Here is a 14957-nt window from a genome sequence, read left to right on the forward strand (position 1 = left end):
CGAGTCGCTTTTTCCGTAGGAGGAGAAAGAATGACGATAGAAGAAGAGATGTTTAAAGGAAAAGAAATCAATCGGGGCAGTCTGCTGGCTTTTGGTTTCGTCAGAGATGGGGCGGATTATTTCTATAAAGAAGAGATGTTAGACGGTGCCTTTCAAGCTCAGGTCTGGCTGCGTGCGGATGGTTCTGTCCATAGCCGTGTGTGGGACCTAGACTTGGAGGAAGAGTATACGGCCTTTCGTGTGAGCCAGGTCCGAGGTGCATTCGTTGGACAAGTGCGGCAGGCCTATACGGCTGTTTTGGAAAAGATTGTGGCGGCTTGTAGTCATGAAAAATTGGCAATCTCCCAGCAGGGGATAAGGTTAGTGGAGTATATTGCCAAGGAGTGGGGCGATGTGTCGGACCGTCCTTTTGAAAAGCATCCCCAGTATTTTTCCTATCGAGTAGCAGGCAAATGGTATGCGCTTGTATTTCCCTTACAAATGGGGAAATTAGACTCAACAGTAGTTGACAGAGAAGTTGAAGTGGTAAATATAAAGGTTCCAGCTGAGAAAATGGAGCAAGTGCTTGCGTTACCATCGGTCTATCCATCCTATCACATGTCCAAAAAGTCCTGGGTTTCTGTTGTTTTAGACGATGGATTGTCGGATGCGGAGTTGTTCTCCCTCCTTGCTGCCAGCAGAAGTCTGACAGCACCAAAGGGCTATTATCCAAGTAGTGGGCCGGATTATTGGCTGATTCCGGCCAATCCAAAAGTCTTTGATTTGGATGCCGAATTTGCGGAACACAAGATAGTCTACTGGACGCAGAAAGCTACTATTCAAAAAGGGGACTTGGTTGCCATGTATGTGACATCCCCCGCGCAAGAACTGCGCTATCTTTGTAAAGTATTGGCTAGTCAGGTGCCCAACACCCTCTATCCCGAGGAAGGGAAAAAGTCCCTCATGCAGGTGGAGTTGATTCATACTTTTTTATCGCAAGAATTTCCTCTGGAACGCATGAAAGAGCTGGGAGTCAAGTCGGTCCGCGGACCACGCCGCATGACCAAAGTATTGGCAGAAGCGGTGGAAGAGAGTTTGAAACATAACAAGCCATAAACTATTCTGTTAGCAACATGAGGCAGTCTCTACTCGTAAATGACGTCATGCTGTCAACGTGACAAAAATTCCATTTGGAAATGATGCCATGCAGTCAACATGACAAGATTTCCGGTTGTAGATTGAGCTATGCAGCTAACATGACAAGATTTTCATCTGCACATTAGGACATGCTACCAACATGAAGTCATTTACTAGGAGGAGAGGTAGGAGTGTGGTAATATGGTAGCTATATAGTGAAAAGGAAGAAATCATGGGAATGATTTGAAAGATAGGAAAAATTTTATTGGTTATTATTGTTATTTTACTGATTGCACTTGCGGCATTGCTCTTTGTTGGGAAGCAAAAAGAGGGCAATTATACTAAGTACACCAAGACAGCTGGAAAGATTGAGAAAATCTATACAGCCACGGGAGAGGATAAGGTCTCTTATACGGAATACAAGACGGATGACGAGGTCATCAAAAAATATGCTCTTTGGTATCCTGAGAAAATGAAAAACTCGGATAAAAAGTGTCCGATTGTCATTTTTGCCAATGGAACAGGCAGCAAATCCAGCACCTATAAAGCATTTTTGACCCATTTAGCTTCTTGGAGATTTATTGCCGTTGGAAATGATGATGAGAATACTCGGACAGGTGAGTCGCTCAATAAGATAATTGATTTTCTGATTGAGGCAAACAGTCGAAAAGAGAGTCCTTTTTATCAAAAATTAGACCCGGAGCGGATTGGGATTGGAGGTCACTCGCAGGGCGGTCCAGCAGTTTTTAATATGGCTGGAAAATGGAGCAACAAAGATCGGATCAAAGCTGTCTACGCGGTCAGCCCAACTTCGTCTTATCATACCAATGTTTTTCAGGTGGTTGGATTTACGACATGAGCTTAATTGCAGCACCGACCTTCATGACAGCGGGAACGGGAGCGTTTGACGCGGGGACGGCTGAGGCCAAAGACATTGAGTCAAACGAGAAGAAGGGCATCATGCAAGGGATTGCGCCCCTGTGGAGTCTGGAGGAGAATTATCAGAAGTTGCCAAGCACAGTTGCCAAACTCTATGCTCGAAAAAAAGTGTTGACCATGGAAATTCTCATCTGCAAATGGATGGCTATATGACAGCTTGGTTTAGATATTACTTGACCGATGATGCAGAAGCAGGGAAAGCCTTTTGTGGAGCTGATGCGGAAATCAAGCAAAACTCCGATTATAAAGATGTAGTCGCAAGTAAATAAAATTAAGAGACGGTAGAAAGTCTACTGTCTTTTGTCATGAACAAGCATTTTCCTATTTTATGAGAGAATGTGCTATAATGCTAAACAGTTTAAGGAGAAGATAGATGACACGTTATTTCGTACGAACCAGACAATTGATTACTGCTAAGGTGATGGGGATGATTCCCTATAAGCAAGAGTTGGTCGTCGGTACTGGGAAGCTAGATAACTTAGCGGATTTATTGGAGAAAGAGGAGATTACGTCCGTCTTTGTCATAACCACTCCTGGTATGGTGAAGCGGGGAAGTTTGGCAGGTTTGACCAAGCTGGTATCAGCTATAGTATTTTTACAGAGATACAGCTAGACCCAACGATTGAGAATGTCCTAGCGGCCAAATCGGCCTATCTGTCTCAAGGTCACCAAGCTATTGTTGCCATTGGTGGCGGTTCTGTACTTAATTGTGCCAAGATTACAGGTGCTTGTGTCTCAAATCCAAAATTTGACCCGTCACATCCAAGCCTCTTAACACGGTCATTGCGCCTTTTTATGCGATGCCAACAACTGCAGGTTCTGGATCAGAGGTTACAGCAGATGCTGTTATTACTCAGGAAATCGATGGCAAACACGTCAAAAAACCAATCAACGACTTGAAGTTAGTCCCAAAGGGTGTCATTTTAGACGCTCAACTAACAGCGACATTGCCGGCTTCTTTAACCATCTCATCTGGGATGGATGCGATTAGTCATGTCATCGAAATACTGACCAATCGCTATGCCAGCCGCAAGACCAAGGAGGTTGGTCAAAAAGCTCTGCCCCTTCTCATGACAAACTTGCCCCCTAGCTGTTGAAGATGGGAGCAATCTTGAGGCGCGTGAGCACTTGCTGGTAGGTTCTTACTATGCAGGTCTTGCTATTACGACCAATTTTGTCGGCTACATCCACGCTATTTCACATGCCATCGGAGCTTGCTACGGCTTGGTCCATGGGGAAATCAACAGCAGACTCATGCCTCTTGTTTTAGAGCAATTTGATAAAGCTGTGCATCCGCAATTAGCAGATTTTTCAGATTGGATTGGCTTAGAAGGACGGACTCAAGAAGAAAAAGCGCAAGTATTTATTGCTAAATTAAAGGAATTCCGAGACCAATTTGGTATTTCAGCTACCATTCCAGAATTGCAAAAAGAAGATTTTCCTCAACTCATCCAACAAGCCATAGCAGAAGCCAACGCCATCTACCCCGTACCTGTCATCTGGACAGAAAAGGGTTTTGAAGCGGTCTTGGAACAGCTATTGGAGAATTAAAAATAGCTGAAGTATATTCAACTGATATATAATTTTAGGATGATTTGCTAGAAGTGTCGCTTGCTAAAATGATAAAGCAACAAAATTATCAGAAAATTTTAGAAAAGTCTGGAAAAGGGCTTTTCTTTTTGTTGAAAAGTAGTAAAATAGTACTAACTTATTTTGAGAGGTTTCTATATGAAAAAAAGTTTCATTCATCAGCAGGAAGAGATTTCCTTTGTAAAAAACACCTTCACTCAGTATCTAAAAGATAAGTTAGAAGTGGTGGAAGTGCAAGGACCTATTTTGAGTCGTGTTGGCGACGGGATGCAGGATAATTTGTCCGGTGTGGAAAATGCGGTTAAGGTAAATGTCAAGCTGATTCCAGACGCAAGCTATGAAGTCGTTCATTCCTTGGCCAAGTGGAAACGCCATACCTTGGCTCGCTTTGGTTTCAATGAAGGCGAAGGGCTCTTTGTTCATATGAAAGCTTTGCGCCCAGATGAGGATTCCTTGGACCAAACTCACTCTGTCTATGTGGACCAGTGGGACTGGGAAAAAGTGATTCCAGATGGTCGCCGGAATTTGGCCTATTTGAAAGAAACAGTTGAGCAGATCTATAAAGCCATTCGTCTGACCGAGTTGGCAGTTGAAGCGCGTTATGACATCGACTCGATTTTGCCAAAGCAAATTACCTTTGTGCATTCGGAAGAATTGGTTGAGCGCTACCCAGATTTGACACCGAAAGAACGTGAAAATGAGATTGCCAAAGAATACGGTGCTGTTTTCCTCATTGGTATTGGTGGCGAATTAGCAGATGGAAAACCACATGACGGCCGTGCACCGGACTATGATGACTGGACAAGCCCATCTGAAAATGGCTACAAGGGTCTCAATGGTGACATTTTGGTCTGGAACGAGCAACTAGGTTCCGCCTTTGAAATTTCGTCTATGGGAATCCGTGTTGACGAAGATGCGCTCAAACGCCAATGTGCCATTACAGGAGACGAGAATCGCTTGGAATATGACTGGCACAAGACCCTTCTACGAGGTCTTTTCCCATTAACAATTGGTGGCGGTATCGGCCAATCTCGCTTGGCTATGTTCTTGCTTCGCAAAAAACATATCGGAGAAGTACAATCCAGCGTCTGGCCTGAAGCTGTTCGTGAAGAATTTGAAAATATTTTGTAAGAAAAAGCATAAAAAAGTCCTGAGAAACATCTCAGGACTTTTTTATCTAATTTCGCAAGCAATACCATCTCGATCACGATCTAGATCATAACTATAACCAGGGTCTCCTCTGCGAATCGGTGCCTTACCTGCAGCTCTTACAGCGGCACAGTTTGGATAGTATGGTTGTGCAGGCTGTGGGCTAGGAGCGGGTTGGGGTGCAGGTTGAGGGTTAGCATACTGGGTGCGAATAGGATTTCCTAATTGATTTGCATAGAATTTAATCCCTTCTTGAGACCAGCCATGTCTTGGCAATACATTGTATTCATTGCGGTCAGTTGTCCAATGATGGAGTCCGCGCAAACGTGGATTGTAGACACGGTAAATAGGTGTTCCACCTCCTGAATAGAAAACAGGCTGGCCATTGTTGTCTTTTGTCCAACCATGGTAGGAAGTAAGAACGCGAACTTCGTTTAAGTCTGAAGTGTAGAGGTGATTTTGCAATCCTGCATTGTAGAGACGATAAACGGGAGTTCCGCCATCTGGTGCATACCAAGCCACTCCCTCATATCCCCAACCATGTTGACTATAGAGAACATTTTTTTCATTTTGAGAAGTTGTGTAGAGATGCTCACCGTTTGAACGATTGTAGAGTCGGTAAATTGGCGAGTCGGCGTAGACAGATTCGCTTGCAAAGACTAGACTGGATAGACCTAGTAGTAAGCAGGTAATGAGCCATAATTTCTTTTTCATATGGATAACTCCTTTATATTATTCTATTTATTATTATACTACTTTGAAATAGTTTTGAAAACGCTTTTTTAATAAAAACTCAATAGTATTTAGCACAAAATCATTTGGCCAGATGAAACCAACAAACTTAGTTTTAAGCAATTTATAGAATTGGAATTTGTAGGTGAAAGAAGCAGGAATGTCTCTTTTTTCTTTCATGTTCCCTTAGGAAAACATTTACAATTGACTCAGCTCTGCCATTTTCCTTAAAGTGTGGTATAATGCTAGGGTTGAAATAAAATAAATATTATAGAGGAAAACATGACAAACTTAAGAAATGATATCCGTAACGTTGCCATCATTGCCCACGTTGACCACGGTAAAACGACTCTTGTTGATGAGTTGCTCAAGCAATCTCAAACTTTGGATGCACGTAAGGAATTAGCTGAACGCGCAATGGACTCAAACGATATCGAAAAAGAACGCGGTATCACCATTCTTGCTAAAAATACAGCCGTAGCCTATAACGATACTCGTATCAACATCATGGATACCCCAGGACACGCGGACTTCGGTGGTGAAGTTGAACGTATCATGAAAATGGTTGACGGTGTTGTCTTGGTTGTTGATGCCTACGAAGGTACAATGCCACAAACCCGTTTCGTATTGAAAAAAGCTTTGGAACAAGACTTGATTCCAATCGTGGTTGTGAATAAAATCGACAAACCATCAGCTCGCCCAGCAGAAGTTGTAGACGAAGTCTTGGAACTCTTCATCGAGCTCGGTGCAGATGATGACCAATTGGACTTCCCAGTTGTTTATGCATCAGCTATCAACGGAACATCTTCACTTTCTGATGATCCAGCTGACCAAGAACAAACAATGGCACCAATCTTCGATACCATCATCGACCACATTCCAGCGCCAGTTGACAACTCAGATGAGCCTCTTCAATTCCAAGTATCTCTTCTTGACTACAATGACTTCGTTGGACGTATCGGTATCGGACGTGTCTTCCGTGGTACAGTTAAAGTTGGTGACCAAGTTACCCTTTCAAAACTTGACGGAACTACGAAAAACTTCCGCGTTACAAAACTCTTTGGTTTCTTTGGTCTTGAACGCCGTGAAATCCAAGAAGCTAAAGCAGGTGATTTGATTGCCGTTTCAGGTATGGAAGATATCTTTGTTGGGGAAACTATCACACCAACTGACTGTGTTGAGCCACTTCCAGTTCTTCGTATCGACGAGCCAACTCTTCAAATGACTTTCTTGGTAAACAATTCACCATTTGCAGGTCGTGAAGGAAAATGGATTACATCGCGTAAAGTTGAAGAACGTCTCTTGGCTGAACTTCAAACAGACGTATCTCTTCGTGTTGACCCAACTGACTCACCAGATAAATGGACTGTTTCAGGTCGTGGTGAATTGCACTTGTCAATCCTTATCGAAACAATGCGTCGCGAAGGATATGAGCTCCAAGTATCACGTCCAGAAGTTATCATCAAAGAAATCGACGGCGTTAAATGCGAACCATTTGAGCGCGTACAAATCGACACACCAGAAGAATACCAAGGAGCCATCATCCAATCCCTTTCAGAGCGTAAAGGTGACATGTTGGATATGCAAATGGTTGGTAACGGCCAAACGCGTTTGATTTTCTTGATTCCTGCGCGTGGTTTGATCGGATACTCAACTGAGTTCTTGTCAATGACACGTGGTTACGGTATCATGAACCACACCTTTGATCAATACTTGCCGGTTGTTCCAGGTGAAATTGGTGGTCGTCATCGTGGTGCCCTTGTTTCGATTGACCAAGGTAAAGCGACTACTTACTCTATCATGCGTATTGAAGAGCGCGGAACAATCTTTGTAAACCCCGGTACAGAAGTTTACGAAGGAATGATTATCGGTGAAAACTCACGTGAAAATGACCTCGGTGTCAACATCACAACTGCAAAACAAATGACAAACGTTCGTTCTGCAACCAAAGACCAAACTGCTGTTATCAAGACGCCACGTATTTTGACACTTGAAGAATCACTGGAATTCTTGAACGACGATGAGTACATGGAAGTAACACCTGAGTCAGTTCGTTTGCGTAAGCAAATCCTCAACAAGGCTGAACGTGACAAAGCCAACAAAAAGAAAAAAGTAGCTCTCGACGAAGCCTAATCTAGCTTCTGAAATACTCTTGTCTACTATCAACAGAGGGAAGGAAATGCCATGTTTTATTTGATTTTAGCCATGATGCTGGTTTTGTTTTACGTTTTTATGGCTCCTCGCAATGTCAAAGGAACCATGAACCTAGTGGCATCCGTCTTTCTGATGGTTGGTTTGGTTATCGCTGTTGTCCTAGGCTTTTTACAAGTTCTTCAATCTCCTCCTGAACTATGGATTGTGATTGGTATGTGCTTGATTGGCTATTGGGGGTTGCGGGACATCTATTTTATGGATAAGAAAAACAAACAACTAAAATAAAAGAGTCTGGATTTATTTCCAGGCTCTTTTCTCTCGCTTGATAAACTTCCGCTAGAAGTGGTACAATAATAGTATTGTCAATCTTAGAATGGAATTATTATGAAATCAATCAAAAATTTTGAAAATAAAAAAGTTTTAGTGTTAGGATTAGCCAAATCTGGTGAGTCAGCGGCACGTTTGTTGGACAAGTTAGGGGCTATCGTCACCGTCAATGACGGAAAGCCATTTGACGAAAATCCAACCGCACAAAATTTATTAGAAGCAGGTATTCGAGTGATCTGTGGCAGCCATCCCTTGGATTTACTAGATGAAGAATTTTCACTTGTGGTGAAAAATCCCGGAATTCCCTATACCAATCCAATGGTGGAAAAAGCGCTGAAAAAAGGAATCCCTGTGTGGACAGAAGTTGAGTTGGCCTATCTCATCTCGGAAGCTCCGATTGTGGGAATTACAGGTTCAAATGGAAAAACAACCACAACGACTATGATTGCAGAAGTCTTGAATGCTGGTGGGCAATCCGCAAAACTCTGTGGGAATATTGGCTTCCCAGCATCTTCGGTTGCCCAAGAGGCAGGTGAAAAGGACATGCTTGTGATGGAATTATCTTCTTTCCAACTCATGGGTGTGGAACATTTCCATTCTCATATTGCAGTCATCACCAACCTCATGCCGACCCATTTGGATTATCATGGGGACTTTGAAGGCTACGTGGCGGCTAAGTGGAATATTCAAGAACAGATGACAGCAGATGATGTCATTGTGTTGAATTTCAACCAGGACTTGGCCAAGGATTTGGCAAATAAAACCCAAGCTACCGTGGTGCCTTTTTCAACGACTGAAAAGGTAGACGGGGCTTATTTAGAAGAGGGTGTATTGTATTTTAAAGGTGAAGCCATTATGGCAGCCGAGGAGATTGGCGTTCCAGGTTCTCACAATGTGGAAAATGCCCTCGCAACCATTGCGGTTGCCAAGTTATCAGGTATTGACAACCAAGCCATCAAGGAGACCTTGGCTCATTTTGGCGGTGTCAAACACCGTCTTCAGTCACTTGGTGAAGTCTCAGGTGTCAAATTCTATAACGACAGCAAGTCAACTAATACTTTAGCAACACAAAAAGCTTTGTCAGGATTTGATAACAGCAAGGTCATTTTGATTGCAGGCGGTCTAGATCGTGGCAATGAATTTGATGAACTGGTGCCAGATATTACAGGGGTAAAACAGATGGTCATTCTTGGCGAATCTGCCCCTCGTGTTAAACGTGCAGCTGAAAAAGCCCAAGTGCCCTATGTGGATGCTACAGATGTCAAGGATGCGACGAAAAAAGCCTTTGAATTAGCTAGTCAAGGGGATGTCGTTCTCCTTAGTCCAGCCAATGCATCTTGGGATATGTACAAGAATTTCGAAGTACGTGGTGATGAATTCATCGCGGCATTTGAAGCGCTCAAGGGAGAATAAAATGGCCAAGAAAATTGTGTTTACAGGCGGTGGAACGGTTGGTCATGTCACCCTCAATTTATTATTGATTCCGCAGTTTTTAAAAGATGGTTGGGAGGTTCATTACATTGGTGACGCCAAGGGTGTCGAGCATGAACAGGTGACCAAGTCTGGATTAAAAATTCAATTCCACTCGATTGCAACAGGGAAATTGCGTCGCTATTTTTCATGGCAAAATATGTTAGATGTTTTTAAAGTTGGCTGGGGCGTGCTACAATCAGTAGCGATTATTGCCAAAATTCGCCCGCAAGCCCTCTTTTCAAAAGGTGGATTTGTGTCCGTGCCGCCAGTAGTGGCTGCGCGCCTTTTGGGTGTCCCTGTTTATGTACACGAGTCCGATTTATCGATGGGCTTGGCTAATAAAATTGCTTATAAATTCGCGACTACTATGTACAGCACTTTTGAGCAAAACCACACCTTGGAAAAAATCAAGCATGTGGGTGCAGTTACAAAGGTTCAGCAAGCAACCAATGTTGTCAATCTGAAAATGCCAGAAATTTTGTCGTATTTTGATAGTCAGTTGCCAACATTATTGTTTATCGGAGGTTCAGCGGGAGCCAAGGTTTTCAATGACTTTATCACAGAAAACAAGACTGCTCTGACCGAGAAATACAACATTATCAACCTGACTGGTGACCCGGCGCTTAATGAACTATCACAAAACCTCTATCGTGTGGATTATGCGACGGATTTGTATCTGCCTTTGATGGAAGAAGCGGATTTGGTCGTAACACGAGGTGGTTCCAATACCATTTTTGAATTGGTTGCCATGGCGAAGTTGCACTTGATTGTGCCCCTTGGTCGTCAAGCCAGTCGTGGAGATCAGCTGGAAAATGCCCAATATTTTGAGAAAAAAGGCTATGCGGAGCAGATGGATGAGAGCCAATTGAATTTGGATAATCTGATAAAAAATGTAACTGCCCTATTGGACGAAAAAGATTTTTACCTCTCAAATATGGAAAATTCAACAGAAATCCAATCTGTAGATTCTTTCTACGAATTGCTCCTGACAGATATGGAAAGAAAGATGGATAAATGACAGAACGAGATCTAAAAGACCAAGAGACTGTACAAGAACCTGTGGAAGAATTGGAAGAAACAGCTTCGAATTCGGTTGAAGAAAGTGATACCGAGCTAGCAGAAAAAGAAGTGGACACTGCGGATAATAGTGAGTTTTTTCAACAATGGAAGGCTCGTCATCAGGCCTATTTATCTAGTAAAATGCAGGACGACGAGCAAGAAGAGACTCAAGAGGAAAAAGAGAGCCATCCCTCACTCCAACACTTGAAAAAAGTTGAGGAGAAGGAGGAAAAGCAGGAAACTCAAGCTCCAAGAGTCAAAAGGAAACCTATTCCGAGCGCGATTATTTGGAAAAGTGTCCCCGTCTTTTTGGTTAGTTTCTTCCTCGTTATCAGTTCGATTTATTTTATCAGTCCTTACAGCAAGCAAAAGAATTTTACAGTTACTGGCAATAATCGATTATCAGCGGATAAAGTCTTGGCTTATAGCCAAATTTCAAGTAGAGATTACGCCTTGACTACCTTGCTTCACAAGGATGATTATGCTAAAAATATTGAAAAAACAAGTGCTTGGGTGAAGTCCGCCAAAATAAGTTATCAATTTCCACAAAACTTTACCATTCAGGTGGAAGAATATACAGAGATTGGTTTCATAAAAAAAGGGGACAAATACCACTCCGTCTTGTCTAACGGAGCTATCTCTGAAACGGCTATCCAATCAGACCAGCTCCCTAAGCAATATACCAGTATCAATTTAAAAGATGCAGATCTAGTGAAGGAGTTGGCCTTGCAATTGGTCAAGGTTAAGTCAGATATCGTGAAAAATATCGAAACAGTAGATTTGACTCCAACCAGGGCGACATCGGATTTGTTAACGCTTACGATGTATGATGGAAATAAGGTTTTAGTCCCATTGTCTGAAGTTGAGCGCAAATTGCCATACTATGAAAAAATTACTCCGCAATTAACGGCTGCAAGCGTCGTAGATATGGAAGTTGGTATTTTTTCTTATGCTCAATAGAATGAGGAGTTTTTTTGAGAAATAATAGAAAAAATCCCCATTTCTCCACATTGTATGGTATAATGAAGGATGAATAATTCTATTTTTATGAAATGGGATAAATATTTGAAAGTCGAAAGTAAGAGGGGACCGATAGGATGGCTAGAGATGGCTTTTTTACAGGATTAGATATTGGAACAAGCTCCATCAAAGTATTGGTGGCAGAATATATAAATGATGAAATGAATGTCATTGGCGTGAGCAACGTAAAAAGTGCTGGTGTCAAGGATGGAATTATTGTAAATATTGATGTAGCAGCAGGTGCAATCAAAACTGCCCTTGCTCAAGCAGAAGAAAAAGCAGGAATCCGTATTGATAAGGTGAACGTGGGACTACCTGCTAATCTTCTTCAAATCGAGCCAACACAAGGTATGATTCCTGTTACAACGGATTCACAAGAAATTACTGATTTGGATGTGCAAAATGTTGTGAAGTCAGCTCTTACAAAGAGCATGACGCCAGAACGTGAAGTGATTTCCTTTGTACCTGAAGAATTTGTCGTGGATGGCTTCCAAGGAATTAAAGATCCACGTGGCATGATGGGGATCCGTCTTGAAATGCGTGGTCTCCTTTACACAGGACCAAGAACGATTCTTCACAACCTTCGTAAAACTGTTGAGCGTGCTGGTGTTCAAGTTGAAAACATTGTGATTTCTCCACTTGCTATCACACGTTCTGTCTTGAACGAAGGTGAAAAAGAATTTGGTGCAACAGTGATTGACCTTGGTGGTGGCCAAACAACAGTTGCAGTGATGCGTAACCAAGAATTGCAATACACAAATGTCTATCAAGAAGGTGGCGATTATGTCACAAAAGACATTTCAAAAGTATTGACAACATCACAAAGCATCGCTGAAAACTTGAAATTCAACTACGGTATTGCTTACCCGCAGGAAGCGACTGAGAAAGAAAAATTCACAGTTGAAGTGATTGGCGAAAATGCCCCTGTCGAAGTAACAGAACGCTACTTGTCAGAAGTAATCTCTGCACGTCTCCGTCAAATTTTCACAAAAGTGAAACAAGACTTGGAACGCACTCGCGCTTTGGATTTACCGGGCGGTGTCGTTCTGGTTGGTGGCGGCGCCATCTTGCCAGGTATCGCCGAATTGGCTCAAGAAGTATTTGGTGTTCACACTAAACTCTTTGTTCCAAATCAAATTGGTATCCGTAACCCAGCATTTGCACACGTGATTAGTGTTGTTGAATATGTGGGTGGCTTGGATGATGTGGAGCGTATCGCACAGGTTGCAGTTACAGGTGAAGCGACACTTCGTCAAAAACCTGTTGAGGTGCCATTTGATACACCACGTGTACGTCCAGCAGTACAGCCAGTTCAGAAAGATTTGACAACTGAATTGCAGGCTGAGCCTGAAGTGGCACCAGTTAGTCCATCTTATACAGATGACTATGAAGCAAGTGAACCAAAAGTTCCATTTGCGGATAAGGTGCGTGGTTTCTTTGGTAGTATGTTTGAATAGTGAAAGAGAAGGAAAATAAAGTATGTCATTTTCATTTGAAGCAGCAGCTAATCTTGGTGCTGTAATTAAAGTTATTGGTGTCGGCGGTGGCGGTGGAAACGCCATTAACCGTATGATTGAAGAAGGTGTTTCTGGTGTTGAATTTATCGCAGCTAACACAGATGTTCAAGCTTTGAGCAGTTCAAAAGCAGAGACAGTTATTCAATTAGGTCCAAAATTGACTCGTGGTCTTGGTGCCGGAGGTCAACCTGAAGTTGGTCGTAAGGCTGCTGAGGAAAGCGAAGAAGCATTGACAAATGTTTTGACTGGCGCTGATATGGTCTTTATCACTGCTGGTATGGGTGGTGGTTCTGGTACAGGTGCTGCACCAGTTATCGCTCGTATCGCAAAAGGATTGGGAGCACTAACAGTTGCTGTCGTGACTCGTCCATTTGGTTTCGAAGGAAACAAGCGCGGCGGTTATGCAATCGAAGGAATTGAAGCCCTTCGGGAGCAAGTTGATACACTCTTGATCATTTCAAACAACAACTTGCTTGAAGTCGTTGATAAGAAAACACCTCTTCTTGAAGCGCTTAGCGAAGCGGATAACGTTCTTCGTCAAGGTGTTCAAGGTATTACAGACTTGATTACTAATCCTGGTTTGATTAACTTGGACTTCGCCGATGTGAAGACAGTTATGGAAAACAAAGGAAACGCCTTGATGGGTATCGGTATCGGTACTGGAGAAGACCGTGTAGTAGAAGCAGCACGTCGTGCTATTTACTCACCACTTCTTGAAACAACAATTGATGGCGCTGACGATGTGATTGTCAACGTAACAGGTGGTTACGATATGACCTTGACAGAAGCAGAAGAAGCTTCAGAAATTGTGCATCAAGCTGCTGGCCAAGGTGTCAATATCTGGTTGGGTACTTCAATTGATGATACAATGAAAGATGAAATCCGTGTAACAGTTGTTGCAACAGGTGTTCGTCAAGAAACAGCTGAAAAAGCAATTCGTCACCGCGCAGATGTTGCTCCAACAGGAAGCGTACGTCCAGTTCGCTATGACATGTCTGCAACAACAGCACCGGTTGTTACAAACCGTAACTATGAAGATACACCAAAAACTTCAGCTTTTGGCGAATGGGATCTTCGTCGTGAAAGTATTGTGCGTCCGGTAGACACAGAAAGCAAACCAGCTGTTTCAGTAGAAAAGTTTGCAATCGAAGATACTGAAGATGAGTTGGATACACCACCATTCTTCAGAAATCACTAAGATGACAATTCAAAAAAATAGAGATGCTGTTTTTGCAGCGGTAGAATTAGCTACTAAACAGGCCAATCGCCCTCAAAATTCAGTAAGAGTAATAGCTGTCACCAAGTATGTTGACAGCTCTCTTGCTAAAGAATTGGTAAATACTGGTATTCAGCATATTGGTGAGAATCGTGTTGATAAGTTTCTTGATAAATATCATGCACTTTCTTCTGAAAATCTCACTTGGCATTTGATTGGAAGTTTACAAAGACGGAAAGTAAAAGCTGTAATCAATTATGTTGATTATTTTCATGCTTTGGACTCAGTAAAACTTGCTGAGGAAATCAACAAACGTGCGACAAAGCCAGTTAAGTGTTTTCTTCAGGTTAATATCTCTGGAGAAGAAAGCAAGCACGGCTTTTCGATTGAAGAGATAGATCAGGCCGTCGATGTCATGAAGGATTTTGAGCAGGTGGAACTTGTTGGACTGATGACCATGGCTCCATTTGAAGCCAGCCATGAGGAATTAAATGCGATTTTCTCAAAGGCAGAGTCACTCAGAAAAGAATTGGCAGAAAAGCATCTTCCTCATATGCCCTTTACTGAATTGAGTATGGGAATGAGTGGTGATTTTACTGAAGCAATAGATAACGGTTCGACTTTCGTTCGGATTGGTACAGCATTTTTTAAATAAGAAGGAAGAG

At 42.5% G+C, this 14957-nt stretch carries 17 protein-coding genes; 16 read left to right on the top strand and 1 reads right to left on the bottom strand.

The window, feature by feature from the left end; all coding sequences use genetic code 11:
* Positions 1–30: 30 nt before the first annotated feature.
* The 8 genes from ABID27_RS00155 to asnA all read left to right on the top strand — a co-directional run bounded on the left by ABID27_RS00155 (position 31) and on the right by asnA (position 4776).
* Positions 31–1095, top strand: coding sequence for an MmcQ/YjbR family DNA-binding protein (locus ABID27_RS00155; RefSeq protein WP_354279421.1), 1065 nt, complete (start codon positions 31–33; stop codon positions 1093–1095).
* Positions 1096–1381: 286 nt separating this feature from the next.
* Complete coding sequence (locus ABID27_RS00160) at positions 1382–1975, top strand: poly(ethylene terephthalate) hydrolase family protein (protein ID WP_354279423.1); 594 nt, start codon at positions 1382–1384, stop codon at positions 1973–1975.
* Positions 1972–2208, top strand: coding sequence for a hypothetical protein (locus ABID27_RS00165; RefSeq protein ID WP_253365908.1), 237 nt, complete (start codon positions 1972–1974; stop codon positions 2206–2208). The genes ABID27_RS00160 and ABID27_RS00165 overlap by 4 nt, the downstream gene beginning before the upstream one ends.
* A gap of 220 nt (positions 2209–2428) precedes the next feature.
* Entirely contained in the window at positions 2429–2668 is a 240-nt protein-coding gene (locus ABID27_RS00170; RefSeq protein ID WP_253365910.1) for a hypothetical protein, read from the top strand.
* An 8-nt stretch (positions 2669–2676) separates the two neighbouring features.
* A complete protein-coding gene (locus tag ABID27_RS00175) occupies positions 2677–2955 on the top strand; it encodes an iron-containing alcohol dehydrogenase (protein ID WP_354279927.1) in 279 nt (92 codons plus the stop codon).
* Complete coding sequence (locus ABID27_RS00180; RefSeq protein ID WP_354279929.1) at positions 2838–3152, top strand: iron-containing alcohol dehydrogenase; 315 nt, start codon at positions 2838–2840, stop codon at positions 3150–3152. Before ABID27_RS00175 ends, ABID27_RS00180 begins: the two co-directional genes overlap by 118 nt.
* Before the next feature lie 31 nt (positions 3153–3183).
* Positions 3184–3606: a dehydroquinate synthase/iron-containing alcohol dehydrogenase family protein gene (locus ABID27_RS00185; RefSeq protein ID WP_253365914.1), complete on the top strand. Its 423-nt coding sequence runs from the start codon at positions 3184–3186 to the stop codon at positions 3604–3606.
* A 177-nt stretch (positions 3607–3783) separates the two neighbouring features.
* The gene (asnA, locus tag ABID27_RS00190; protein ID WP_253365916.1) at positions 3784–4776 is read left to right on the top strand and encodes an aspartate--ammonia ligase; all 993 of its coding nucleotides are present in this window, start codon (positions 3784–3786) and stop codon (positions 4774–4776) included.
* A gap of 42 nt (positions 4777–4818) precedes the next feature.
* Here the strand turns inward: asnA and ABID27_RS00195 are convergent, their stop codons facing one another.
* Complete coding sequence (locus ABID27_RS00195) at positions 4819–5508, bottom strand: excalibur calcium-binding domain-containing protein (protein ID WP_253365918.1); 690 nt, start codon at positions 5506–5508, stop codon at positions 4819–4821.
* 300 nt (positions 5509–5808) lie between these two features.
* Here ABID27_RS00195 and typA point away from each other — a divergent pair, with 300 nt between their 5' ends.
* The 8 genes from typA (at position 5809) to ABID27_RS00235 (ending at position 14947) form a co-directional block, all read left to right on the top strand.
* Positions 5809–7659 carry a translational GTPase TypA gene (gene typA, locus ABID27_RS00200; protein WP_253365927.1) on the top strand — a complete coding sequence of 617 codons (1851 nt, stop codon included), beginning with the start codon at positions 5809–5811 and terminating at the stop codon, positions 7657–7659.
* Positions 7660–7710: 51 nt separating this feature from the next.
* Complete coding sequence (locus ABID27_RS00205) at positions 7711–7965, top strand: DUF3165 family protein (RefSeq protein WP_253365929.1); 255 nt, start codon at positions 7711–7713, stop codon at positions 7963–7965.
* A gap of 99 nt (positions 7966–8064) precedes the next feature.
* The gene (murD, locus tag ABID27_RS00210; protein WP_354279427.1) at positions 8065–9420 is read left to right on the top strand and encodes a UDP-N-acetylmuramoyl-L-alanine--D-glutamate ligase; all 1356 of its coding nucleotides are present in this window, start codon (positions 8065–8067) and stop codon (positions 9418–9420) included.
* 1 nt (position 9421) lies between these two features.
* Positions 9422–10498 (top strand): UDP-N-acetylglucosamine--N-acetylmuramyl-(pentapeptide) pyrophosphoryl-undecaprenol N-acetylglucosamine transferase, encoded by a 1077-nt coding sequence (locus ABID27_RS00215; RefSeq protein ID WP_354279429.1) that lies wholly within the window; start codon positions 9422–9424, stop codon positions 10496–10498.
* Positions 10495–11499 carry a cell division protein FtsQ/DivIB gene (locus tag ABID27_RS00220; RefSeq protein ID WP_354279431.1) on the top strand — a complete coding sequence of 335 codons (1005 nt, stop codon included), beginning with the start codon at positions 10495–10497 and terminating at the stop codon, positions 11497–11499. Before ABID27_RS00215 ends, ABID27_RS00220 begins: the two co-directional genes overlap by 4 nt.
* Before the next feature lie 137 nt (positions 11500–11636).
* A complete protein-coding gene (gene ftsA / locus ABID27_RS00225; RefSeq protein ID WP_253365938.1) occupies positions 11637–13016 on the top strand; it encodes a cell division protein FtsA in 1380 nt (459 codons plus the stop codon).
* A 22-nt stretch (positions 13017–13038) separates the two neighbouring features.
* The gene (gene ftsZ / locus ABID27_RS00230) at positions 13039–14274 is read left to right on the top strand and encodes a cell division protein FtsZ (RefSeq protein ID WP_253365940.1); all 1236 of its coding nucleotides are present in this window, start codon (positions 13039–13041) and stop codon (positions 14272–14274) included.
* A 1-nt stretch (position 14275) separates the two neighbouring features.
* The gene (locus ABID27_RS00235; RefSeq protein WP_354279434.1) at positions 14276–14947 is read left to right on the top strand and encodes a YggS family pyridoxal phosphate-dependent enzyme; all 672 of its coding nucleotides are present in this window, start codon (positions 14276–14278) and stop codon (positions 14945–14947) included.
* Positions 14948–14957: the final 10 nt, after the last annotated feature.

This window comes from Streptococcus gallinaceus (genome assembly GCF_040545695.1).
Taxonomy (GTDB): domain Bacteria; phylum Bacillota; class Bacilli; order Lactobacillales; family Streptococcaceae; genus Streptococcus; species Streptococcus gallinaceus.

Coding starts and splice junctions, on each gene's coding strand:
- ABID27_RS00155 (WP_354279421.1), top strand. CDS start 31: ATGACGATAGAAGAAGAGATGTTTAAAGGAAAAGAAATCAATCGGGGC.
- ABID27_RS00215 (WP_354279429.1), top strand. CDS start 9,422: ATGGCCAAGAAAATTGTGTTTACAGGCGGTGGAACGGTTGGTCATGTC.
- ABID27_RS00205 (WP_253365929.1), top strand. CDS start 7,711: ATGTTTTATTTGATTTTAGCCATGATGCTGGTTTTGTTTTACGTTTTT.
- asnA (WP_253365916.1), top strand. CDS start 3,784: ATGAAAAAAAGTTTCATTCATCAGCAGGAAGAGATTTCCTTTGTAAAA.
- typA (WP_253365927.1), top strand. CDS start 5,809: ATGACAAACTTAAGAAATGATATCCGTAACGTTGCCATCATTGCCCAC.
- ABID27_RS00170 (WP_253365910.1), top strand. CDS start 2,429: ATGACACGTTATTTCGTACGAACCAGACAATTGATTACTGCTAAGGTG.
- ABID27_RS00235 (WP_354279434.1), top strand. CDS start 14,276: ATGACAATTCAAAAAAATAGAGATGCTGTTTTTGCAGCGGTAGAATTA.
- murD (WP_354279427.1), top strand. CDS start 8,065: ATGAAATCAATCAAAAATTTTGAAAATAAAAAAGTTTTAGTGTTAGGA.
- ABID27_RS00220 (WP_354279431.1), top strand. CDS start 10,495: ATGACAGAACGAGATCTAAAAGACCAAGAGACTGTACAAGAACCTGTG.
- ftsA (WP_253365938.1), top strand. CDS start 11,637: ATGGCTAGAGATGGCTTTTTTACAGGATTAGATATTGGAACAAGCTCC.
- ABID27_RS00165 (WP_253365908.1), top strand. CDS start 1,972: ATGAGCTTAATTGCAGCACCGACCTTCATGACAGCGGGAACGGGAGCG.
- ftsZ (WP_253365940.1), top strand. CDS start 13,039: ATGTCATTTTCATTTGAAGCAGCAGCTAATCTTGGTGCTGTAATTAAA.
- ABID27_RS00195 (WP_253365918.1), bottom strand. CDS start 5,508: ATGAAAAAGAAATTATGGCTCATTACCTGCTTACTACTAGGTCTATCC.